Source organism: Dietzia sp. SYD-A1 (genome assembly GCF_015356725.1).
Taxonomy (GTDB): domain Bacteria; phylum Actinomycetota; class Actinomycetes; order Mycobacteriales; family Mycobacteriaceae; genus Dietzia.
Genome location: NZ_JADDKI010000247.1, coordinates 1 through 5786 on the forward strand (window position 1 = coordinate 1; position 5786 = coordinate 5786).

Annotated in this window: 8 protein-coding genes; 5 read left to right on the plus strand and 3 right to left on the minus strand. The window is 72.3% G+C overall.

Annotation, left to right across the window (positions count from 1 at the left end):
* The 3 genes from IY392_RS10770 to IY392_RS10780 form a co-directional block, all read left to right on the plus strand.
* Window positions 1-650: TetR/AcrR family transcriptional regulator (locus IY392_RS10770; protein ID WP_194861207.1), on the plus strand; the 650-nt coding region annotated here is incomplete at its 5' end.
* A 4-nt stretch (window positions 651-654) separates the two neighbouring features.
* Window positions 655-1521 (plus strand): acyl-CoA thioesterase domain-containing protein, encoded by an 867-nt coding sequence (locus IY392_RS10775; RefSeq protein ID WP_194861208.1) that lies wholly within the window; start codon window positions 655-657, stop codon window positions 1519-1521.
* Window positions 1518-2360 carry a maleylpyruvate isomerase family mycothiol-dependent enzyme gene (locus IY392_RS10780; RefSeq protein ID WP_194861209.1) on the plus strand — a complete coding sequence of 281 codons (843 nt, stop codon included), beginning with the start codon at window positions 1518-1520 and terminating at the stop codon, window positions 2358-2360. The genes IY392_RS10775 and IY392_RS10780 overlap by 4 nt, the downstream gene beginning before the upstream one ends.
* A 24-nt stretch (window positions 2361-2384) precedes the next feature.
* On the opposite strand, the gene IY392_RS10785 is transcribed toward IY392_RS10780, so the two are convergent.
* Window positions 2385-2756: a CrcB family protein gene (locus IY392_RS10785; protein ID WP_194861210.1), complete on the minus strand. Its 372-nt coding sequence runs from the start codon at window positions 2754-2756 to the stop codon at window positions 2385-2387.
* The gene (locus tag IY392_RS10790; RefSeq protein WP_107755332.1) at window positions 2753-3238 is read right to left on the minus strand and encodes a CrcB family protein; all 486 of its coding nucleotides are present in this window, start codon (window positions 3236-3238) and stop codon (window positions 2753-2755) included. Before IY392_RS10790 ends, IY392_RS10785 begins: the two co-directional genes overlap by 4 nt.
* A 298-nt stretch (window positions 3239-3536) precedes the next feature.
* Here IY392_RS10790 and thpR point away from each other — a divergent pair, with 298 nt between their 5' ends.
* Entirely contained in the window at window positions 3537-4151 is a 615-nt protein-coding gene (gene thpR, locus IY392_RS10795) for an RNA 2',3'-cyclic phosphodiesterase (protein ID WP_107755333.1), read from the plus strand.
* A 14-nt stretch (window positions 4152-4165) separates the two neighbouring features.
* On the opposite strand, the gene IY392_RS10800 is transcribed toward thpR, so the two are convergent.
* Window positions 4166-4819, minus strand: a complete 654-nt coding sequence (locus tag IY392_RS10800; RefSeq protein ID WP_194861211.1) for a hypothetical protein — start codon at window positions 4817-4819, stop codon at window positions 4166-4168.
* 114 nt (window positions 4820-4933) lie between these two features.
* On the opposite strand from IY392_RS10800, the gene IY392_RS10805 reads away from it, so the two are divergent.
* On the plus strand, window positions 4934-5563 hold the full coding sequence (locus tag IY392_RS10805; protein ID WP_309234152.1) for a nucleosidase: 630 nt from the start codon (window positions 4934-4936) through the stop codon (window positions 5561-5563).
* The last annotated feature ends 223 nt before the right edge of the window (window positions 5564-5786 follow it).

Consider the following 5786-nt stretch of genomic DNA (forward strand, 5'->3'; position numbering starts at 1 on the left):
CCTCCGGCGCCCCTCCCCACGCCCAGTACGACGAGGCCCTCCGGCTGGGGATCCTGCGCGAGGCGACGCGCCGGCTCCGGAGCGCGGCGCCGGAGAAGCTCGGACTGCGGCCGCTGGCCGCCTCACAGGGCACCTCCACCACCGCCATCTACACGATGTTCGGGGGCAAGTCCGGGTTGCTCGCGGCGGTCGCGGAGGAGGCGGACCGGATGCTCGCCGAGGCGCTGCGCGAGTCACTGCGCCACGACAGTGTCGAGACCGACATGCGCTCCCTGTGCCGTGCCTACCGACGGTGGGCGCTGGAGAACCAGGGGCTGTACGCGCTCGTGGTGGGGGAGCCCGTCCGTTCGCCCCGCACCGAGACGGGCCGCCGGGACCCCCGGTGGAGGGAACCACTGCTCGAGATCGTCGACGCGCTCGTGGACGAGGGGGTCTTCCGGGCCTCGGACGTCCACGAGGCGGCCACGGCGATCTGGGCCTCACTGCACGGGGTCGTGTCGCTGGAACTGAGCGTGTGGCGTCAGTCCCCCAGCGCCGAGCAGTACTTCGAGACTCAACTCGCGGCCGTGTTGCGGTCCTGGGCTGCAGGGCAGGGCCGCCGGGCCACACCACACGGACCCGCGAACTCCTCAACCGGAATGGTGGGCTGAATCCATGGGCGAGCGGTCGTTCTTCACTGTCGACGACTCCGGGGCGTACATCCCCACCAGGTACGCCCGCAGCGCGTGGTCGGACACGATGGTCAACGGGCCCGCCGTGGTGGTGGCCGCCGCTCGTGCGCTCGAGTCCGAGCACGGGGCGGAGGGGTTCCACCCCGCCCGACTCACCGTGGACCTCTTCGCGCCGGTCCGCACCGAACCGCTGTTCGCCGTGACGGAAGAGGTCCGGGCTGGCAACCGCATCCGGGTCGCCGATGTCCGGATGCTGCAGGAGGGCGCTCTCGTGGCCCGCGGCACTCTGGTCCAGTTGCGCCGGGGCGAGCAGCCACCCGGGAACGTGTGGCGCTCGGGCCGGCGCGTCGGGGCCCCGCCCGAGGCGGACCCGCTCGAGGACACGCCGGGATCGAACGTCTTCTTCGGCAGCGGAGAGCAGGGGGAGGCGTGGAGCCGCGACATGGGTGCGCACCAGAATGACCAGCGCAAACGCTTCTGGCTGCGTCCGCTGGACGTGGTGGCCGGTGAGGACGCCACGCCCTTCCAGCGCGCCGTCACCCTCGCCGAGTCCACCAGCCTCATGTCCCACTGGGGCGACGAGGGCATCGGCTTCATCAACGCCGACCTCACCGTGGCGCTGGCCCGTCTGCCCCGCTCGGGCGACATCGGGATCGAGGCCGACGAGCACCTCAGCGACGCGGGCGTGGCGGTGGGCAGCGCATCGCTGTTCGACCGGGACGGCGTGTTCGGCACCGGGACCGTGGTGGCCGTGTCCAACGCGGGGCGGCAGATCGACTTCACCCGGCGCCGGCCGGGCACCGAGGACAGTGGGTCGATCGGATCGAACGAGGCGGCGACGCGGGTATGAGCCCCGGGTTGACGCGGGAGCGGATGCTCGACGCGATCGAGGCCCAGGTCGGGCTGGTGCGGTTCGCGCTCGCCGGGGGCGTCGACCCGGCCGCCGCCCCGGCCACCGACCTGGCCACCGACCTGGCCACTCTGGTGCCGTCGTGTCCGGAGTGGACGATCTACGATCTGGTCACCCACCTCGGTGCCGTCAACCGGTGGGGCGGCGCCACGGTGCGCGACCGGAACCCGCACGAGCGCTCGCGGGGGCTGGGTGACGCGATGAGGTCCGCCCCGCCGGCGTCCGCAGGTGCCGCGGCGCTCGCCGACTGGTACGCGACGCAGGCCTCGGGAATGCTCGAGACCTTCACGGAGACGGCCCCCGACGCGCCGGTGTGGACCTTCTCCGGCCCCGGCCGGGCCGATTTCTGGCTTCGGCGGCAACTCCACGAGACCGCCGTCCACCGCTGGGACCTCGAGGACGCGCTCGGCGGGCCCACCGCCACCACGCCGCTGCCGGAGGACGTGGCGGTGGACACGGTGGACGAGTTCTGCGCTGTCATGTTCCCGCACAAGGGGCCCCGACGGTCGCTACCCGTGACGATCCGGCTGCGGGCGGTCCTGCACGCCCCCGAGGGGCTGGCGACGGGTGCCGAGCCGGTGGGTGCACGCAGCCCGGGCGCCGACCCCGAGTGGGTCCTGACCGGCGCGGAGGAGGCCGGTGAGGTCGAGGTGACGGGCCCGCCGGAGACACTCGCGCTCCTGCTGTGGGGACGGATCGGGGCCGACGATCCGGCTCTGGAGATCTCGGGTGATCGCGCCGGACTCGACGCCGCCCTGGAGGCCGGACTCGCGGGGTGAGGCCGCCCGCCGGGTGGAGCGTGCTCAGAAGAGGGCGGCGGCCAGTGCGAGCCCGGCGGCCACCGCCGCGACCACCGCGATCCCCGTTCCCAGGGCGTTGCCGAGGGCCCTGCGATAGGCCCCGCCCTGGACCAGGCGGACGGTCTCCACCATGGCGGTCGAGAACGTGGTGTACCCGGCGCAGAAGCCGATCGTGGCCGCCTCCAGACCGACGCCACCGATCGCCCCGGCGATCGCCGCCCCGGTGAGCACGCCCATGAGCAGTGAGCCGGTGATGTTGACGGCGACGGTTCCGACCGGGAAACCGCTGTTCCACCGGGTTCTGACGAGGCCGTCCACCACGAATCTGGCCGCGGCGCCGAGCCCGCCGAACAGGGCGATGAGGGCGATGGTCACGGGCGGTCCCCTCCCGGCGCGGTGGGGTCGGAGACGACACCCTGGTCGGGATCGAGGGGGAGACGACGCTCGCGCCACCGATGGTGCCGGCTGGCCAGGATGACCCCGAGCATGCAGGTGAGGAATCCGCCGACGAGCGAGACCGTGAAGTAGCCGACCGCCAGGCCGACGTGACCGGAGGTGAGCAGCCTCTCGATCTCGAGGGCGAAGGTGGAGAAGGTGGTGAATCCACCCAGGGCGCCGGTGCCCAGGCCGAGGCGGATCATCCGTCGGGGACGGGTCTCGTCACCGGCACGGACGAGTGCTTCGAGAAGCAGCCCGAGGAGGAACGCTCCGATGAGGTTCTCGGCGAGCGTCGCTACCGGCCACTCGTGCGGGTGTGGAATCGACGTGGTCATGCCCCATCGGGCCAGGGTGCCCGCGGCGCCGCCGAGCGCGACGAGGGCGATCAACCCGGGGTGCAGATGCGGTGGTCGGCTCATCGGCGCTGCCTCCTGACCTTGTACGCCGCCGCACGCCACGGGGCGCCCGGTTCGGACGAGGCCCGGTCGGGGCGTCCGGTCGGGTGGCCGCCGTCGACACGCATGGTGGCTACCAGAATTGACTAGGAAACAGGGACCGTTGACGACATCCGTGCCGTGGTTGAAGGCGGGCCCCACCGCCGTGATGGCCACGATAACAAGCTCCACGTGGACCGGTTCTTGTGATGGAGCGTGAGGTGGGCCACGGTGGTGGGGTACCTCGGGCAGTGTCCGACGAGCAGTGGGGAGCGGGTAGCAGATGGGTCATCGCATGTTCGCCGCGGTGCTGCCGCCGGAGGAGGTGAGCCAGGAGCTCGAGCGGTTCCTCGAACCGCGCCCGGGACTCGCCTGGACCGATCCCGCGCAGTGGCACCTCACCCTGACCTTCTGCCCGGATGTCGACGAGTGGCGGATCGACGACCTCTCCGACAGGCTCGGCGCGGTCGCCCGGAAGCACGAGCCGTTCCGGATCCGGCTCGCCGGGGCGGGGGCGTTCCCCTCGGTCGACCGGGCGAAGGTGCTGTGGGCGGGCGTCGAGCACCTGGCGGCAGCCCCGACCGATTCCGGGTCGCGCGAGACTCCGTTGCACGCCCTGGCCGCGGGGGCCCGGTCGGCCGCCAACGCCGCCGGCTGCGTCCCCGACGGGGCTCGGTTCCACCCTCACCTCACGCTCGCCCGGCTCCGCGGTCGCTCCGATGCCACGGCATGGCTCCGCGTCCTCGACACCTTCACCAGCAGTGACTGGACGGTCTCCGAGATCGCGCTGGTCGACTCCTTTCTCGGTGAGGGGCCCGGGGGGCGGGCCCGGCACGAGGTGGTGGACCGTCTGCCGTTGGGGGAGTCCGACACCCGGTGGTGGTCACCCTCCGGGTAGCTCTGGTCCCGGGGTCATAACCCCGCACACTGCCCTTCCCGCTCACCGCCGACCTCGTTGCCGCCGCCGGTCGGGACCGGGGCGTTGCCCTCGCACTCGAGGTCGCCCCCGATGGAGTTGCCGTCGAAGCGCTGGGGGCCGGAGTTCTCCTGCGATTCCAGATCGCCACCGATCCGGACGTTCTCCACCGTCGCCTCGCCGCCCCTGTCCAACTCGATCGACCCCGCCACCTCGCCCCCGGACACCAGAACGGAGGCGTGCCCCTCGGCCTCGATGTCCTCGGTGACCCGGACGTTGCGGGCCTCCAGCCGACCGCCGCTCCGGACGTCGATGTCGCCGGTGACGGTCAGGTCGGACAGCACACACGTCTGACCGTCGCGGACCAGGACATCCCCGGGGATGTCCTGCCCCGAGACGTCGGTGCCGCAGTCCGACCGGTCGAACGCCCCCCGGTCGGTGGGCTCCCCGGGTCTGTCGCCGTCCCGTTGGCCGGCGGGCAGTTCGGCCGTCTCGACGGGAGCGGTCACGGTGGCGGTGACCGTCGGCGCCGCGTCGGCCTGTTCGTCCTCTGCGCCGGTCGCGCATCCGGCGGCGGCGAGCACCGCGACCGCCGAGAGGAGTAGTGCGCGGCGGGCCGTGGCGGGGCTGGGAGACGGGAGTGGGGTCACGGTTCACCTCTGCGGTCGACGGGTGGCCTTCTCCTGCCACCGTAGGCGTGGTGGGGTGGATCGCACGGACAACGCAGTGGAAGAGCGTGATCGCCGGTGACTACCGTGGAGACCGTGGAGCTCCTCGGAACCGTCGATCCGGCACACCCTCTCGTCGTCGTCGCGCTGGAGCAGGAGGCCCGTCACTTCGTCACGGACTTCCCCGTCCTGGTCACGGGCGTCGGCAAGGTTCGGGCCGCGGTGGCGGTGGCGCATGCGGTCGGTGGCGGCGTCCGGCCCCGCGAGCTCGTCAACGTGGGCACCGCCGGGGGGCTGCACCCGGGGATGCAGGGCGTTCACGAGATCGCCACCGTGTTCCAGCACGATTTCGACAACCTGGCACTCCACGCCGTGACCGGCCGTCACGACGGCCCGCCGTTGACCCTCTCGGCCGAGTTCGCGATCACCCCCGAGCCGGCCCACGCGCTGCCTTCGGAGCCCGGCGGGACCGGCGCGCCCGTGCTCGCCTCCGGTGATCGCTTCGTGGCCGGCGGGCCACTGCGGGACCACCTCGCGTCGATCGCCGACCTGGTGGACATGGAGGGGTACGCGGTCGCCGCTGCCGGCTCGATGCTGGGCCTGCCCACCCGCCTGGTCAAGTACGTCTCCGACCCGGCCGACGAGTCGGCGGGGTCCACGTGGGTACAGAGCGTGGACGCGTGCGCGCGGGTACTGGCGGAGTGGGTCGGCAGCCGGCTGGAGTGAGAACTCGAACTCTTGTGCTAAAAGGGCTGCTGCGGTAGTATCGAAAATGTGTTCGATGATGGCTATGGGGGAAGGGGATCACGATGACGACGAGTGCGCTGTTCGCCGTACCCCAGCCCCTCGGCATGATCGACGCGGGGGCCGTCAGCGAGGCGGCCCGCGCCGCGACGCTGGCGCAGAACCGCGCGGGGGCCACGCGGCTGGAAGCGGCGCATGTCCTGGT

Bases quoted from the DNA above. Each gene is read 5' to 3' on its own strand.
- IY392_RS10775 (WP_194861208.1), top strand. From the start codon at position 655: ATGGGCGAGCGGTCGTTCTTCACTGTCGACGACTCCGGGGCGTACATC.
- thpR (WP_107755333.1), top strand. From the start codon at position 3,537: ATGGGTCATCGCATGTTCGCCGCGGTGCTGCCGCCGGAGGAGGTGAGC.
- IY392_RS10780 (WP_194861209.1), top strand. From the start codon at position 1,518: ATGAGCCCCGGGTTGACGCGGGAGCGGATGCTCGACGCGATCGAGGCC.
- IY392_RS10790 (WP_107755332.1), bottom strand. From the start codon at position 3,238: ATGAGCCGACCACCGCATCTGCACCCCGGGTTGATCGCCCTCGTCGCG.